Genomic DNA, 3,118 nt, shown 5'->3' with positions numbered 1-3,118 from the left:
CTGCCCGCACCGCGCCGCCGCCGCGGCCCAGGGCGGCGGGCGCTTCCGCGACCACCTGCGTGCCCACCTTGACGTCGCCCACCACCGCGCCCGCATCCTCCGGCTCGCCCGCGCCTTCGAAGCCGGCCAGCGGCGCGCCGAGATGCACGATCTCGCCGGCCGCGGCAAACAGCCTGGCGACCTGTCCGGCGTAGGGAGAGGGAATCTCGACGATGGCCTTGGCGGTCTCGACCGAAACCAGCGGTTGGTCGGCGGCCACCGTGTCGCCGGGCTTGACGTGCCACTCGGTGATCTCGGCTTCCTGCAGGCCTTCGCCCAGGTCGGGCAACTTGAAGATTTTCATCGAAGCTCCCAGGAACGACTTCAGGCGGCCATGGCCCTGCGCGCCGCGTCGGCAATCCGCGCCACGCTGGGCAGGTACTGGTATTCGAGCCTGGCCATCGGCACTACCGTGTCGTAGCCGGTGACGCGCTGCACCGGCGCGGACAGCGAATACAGCCCGGCGTCGGCCAGGTTCGCCGCGATCTCGGCGCCAAAGCCGGCGCTGCGCGGCGCTTCGTGGACGATGACGCAGCGGCCCGTTTTGCCGACCGACTCCAGGATGGTGCCCATGTCGAGCGGCTTGAGCGTGGCGACGTCGATGACGGCGGCGGAGATGCCTTCGTCCAGCAGCAGGTCGGCGGCGGCCTGCGTCTCCTGCAGCATCGCGCCCCAGCTCACCAGCGTGATGTCGTCGCCGTCGCGCAGCGTGAAGCAGACATCGAGCGGCAGCGCCTCGCCGTTGTCCTGCACCTCCTGGCGGAACAGCCGGTAGAGCCGGGTCGGTTCGAGGAACACCACCGGGTCGGGGTCGCGCATGGCCGCCAGCAGCAGGCCGTAGGCACGCGCCGGCGACGACGGGATCACCACCCGCAGGCCCGGCATATGCGCGAACATCGCCTCGGGACTCTCCGAGTGATGCTCCGGCGCGTGGATGCCAGCCCCGAAAGGCGAACGCAGCACCATCGGGCAGCTCAGCCTGCCGCGCGTGCGGTGGCGCAGGCGACCGGCGTGGTTGATGATGTGGTCGATGGCGGGGTAGATAAAGCCGGTGAACTGGATTTCCGCCACCGGCGCCAGGCCCATCGCCGCCATGCCGACGGCGGCGCCGGCGATGGCGGACTCGGCCAGCGGCGTGTCGATTACGCGCTGCGCGCCGAAGCGCGCCTGCAGCCCGGCCGTCGCGCGGAACACGCCCCCGTTGACGCCGATGTCCTCGCCCAGGAGCACCACGCGCGGGTCGTGCTCCAGTTCATAGGCCAGCGCATGGTTGACGGCTTCGACAAGATGGATTTCAGCCATGATCGCTCTCGCTTGCCGGCGCGTTCGGTGCGAAGCGCCGCGCCGTGTCCACTTGCGTATCCAGCGCTTCGGGCAGGCTGGCATAGAGGTAATCGAACATTGCTGCCGTGTCCGGCGGGGGGATCGCCAGGTAGGCCTCCACCGCGGCGGCAACCTCGCCCGCGCAAGCCTTGGCTAGCTGCTCTTCGCGCGCCGCGTCCCAGGCGCCCAGCCGCAACAGGTAGTTGCGCAGCCTGGCAACCGGTTCGAGCAGCCAGTGCTGCCTGACCTGATCGCTTTCGCGGTAACGCGAGGCATCGTCGGCCGTGGTGTGGTCGCCGAGCCGGTAGGTGATCGCCTCGATCAGCGTGGCCCCGCCGCCGGCGCGCGCCCGTTCGAGCGCTTCGAGTGTCATCTGGCGCACTGCGACGACATCGTTGCCATCCACCTGCAGGCCGGGGATGCCGGCCGCGATGGCCTTTTGCGCCAGCGTTTGCGCGGCGGTCTGCTGGCTGCGGGGCATGGAGATGGCCCACTGGTTATTGTTGACCACCAGCACCAGCGGCGCGTGCCAGGCACCGGCCATATTCATGCCTTCGTAGAAATCGCCTTTCGAGGTGCCGCCGTCGCCGAGCAGGCAGACCGCTGCGCGCGGCTCCGCGCGCAGCTTCATGGCATAGGCGATGCCAGCGGCATGGCAGACCTGGTTGGCGATGGGCACGCAGTTGGGGAAGTCATGCGGCGCCGCCGCAAAGAAATTGCCGCGCTCGTCGCCGCCCCAGTACAGCAGGCTCTCGGTCATCGAGACGCCGCGCTGGAACTGCGCGGCATGATCGCGGTAGGACGGCACCAGCACGTCCTCCGGCCGCATCGCGCTGGCCACGCCGACGCCGACTGCCTCCTGGCCCAGCGCGGAGGCAAACGTACCGATCTGGCCGGTGCGCTGCAGTGCAATGGCCTTCAGGTCGAACTGGCGCGTCAGCACCATGGCCCGGTACAGCGGCACCAGCGCCTCGGGATCGAGCGCAAAGGCCGGTAGCGCCTGGGTCGGCTCACCTTGTGGGTCGAGAAACTGCGTGTACCCGATTTCGAATGTCGCGACGGTCGCCATGGCATGCCCTTTGTTCTTGTGTTCCAGTGGTTGCACTGGGGGCTGTCTTCTTCCGGTGCGCGTCCCGGCCACGAGCCACGATGCGCATGCTCCAACTGCGATTCAGTGTTTGGGGCCTTTCATCGCCTCGGCTTCCATGGCCGCGATCCGCTCCTCGCCGGCCTCGATCGGATCCATCTCGTCGTCGACCGCACCCGCCGCGCGCTCGGCGGCCGCTTTCCCTTCACCGTCGTCGGGCTCGAAGTCCTCGTCCTCGTTGCTCGGCGGCCGCAACATATCCGCGAGCATCGCGGCCAGCTCAGGTGTATCCCATGGCGCACTACGTTGTTTTTGCTTCTTGATGTAGTGCCTGACTTCCGCATCCTGTTCCGGGGTCAGGGGAAGACCACGGAAGGTGCGTTGAGGGTCAATGCCGTCCATCATGCCACTCCGGAGGGTTGTCTCGTTTTCAGTGTAATCCTATTGCAGTGGTTGGGGCGATTGAGGGGAGTGCGGCAATGTGGGGTAACGTCCGGTAGCTTGCMGCCTGACCTGTCTTACCTCCAAGATCTGTTCCTGGTGAAAACCCTAGGAAAATCGGGCTTGCTCATGCACGGAAGCGAGGGCTAAACTATTTCATATAGCGAATACAAGTTCGCAATCCGAATAAACAACAAGGGTCCCCAAGACCCGGACAGGAACAAGAGG

Annotated in this window: 4 protein-coding genes; all 4 read right to left on the bottom strand. The window is 67.1% G+C overall.

Annotated features, from left to right (window positions below; all coding sequences use genetic code 11):
• A partial coding sequence (locus AC1DN0_RS40760; protein WP_477146589.1) for a biotin/lipoyl-containing protein occupies positions 1 to 343 on the bottom strand: 343 nt, incomplete at its 3' end.
• 20 nt (positions 344 to 363) lie between these two features.
• The gene (locus tag AC1DN0_RS40755; protein ID WP_441633171.1) at positions 364 to 1,341 is read right to left on the bottom strand and encodes an alpha-ketoacid dehydrogenase subunit beta; all 978 of its coding nucleotides are present in this window, start codon (positions 1,339 to 1,341) and stop codon (positions 364 to 366) included.
• Positions 1,334 to 2,431, bottom strand: coding sequence for a pyruvate dehydrogenase (acetyl-transferring) E1 component subunit alpha (gene pdhA, locus AC1DN0_RS40750; RefSeq protein ID WP_441633185.1), 1,098 nt, complete (start codon positions 2,429 to 2,431; stop codon positions 1,334 to 1,336). The genes AC1DN0_RS40755 and pdhA overlap by 8 nt, the downstream gene beginning before the upstream one ends.
• A gap of 102 nt (positions 2,432 to 2,533) precedes the next feature.
• Positions 2,534 to 2,851 carry a hypothetical protein gene (locus AC1DN0_RS40745; RefSeq protein ID WP_441633183.1) on the bottom strand — a complete coding sequence of 106 codons (318 nt, stop codon included), beginning with the start codon at positions 2,849 to 2,851 and terminating at the stop codon, positions 2,534 to 2,536.
• Positions 2,852 to 3,118 lie beyond the last annotated feature (267 nt).

The sequence above is a fragment of the Cupriavidus sp. 05N39 genome (assembly GCF_056397325.1).
This window is presented reverse-complemented; position numbering and strand designations above follow the sequence as displayed.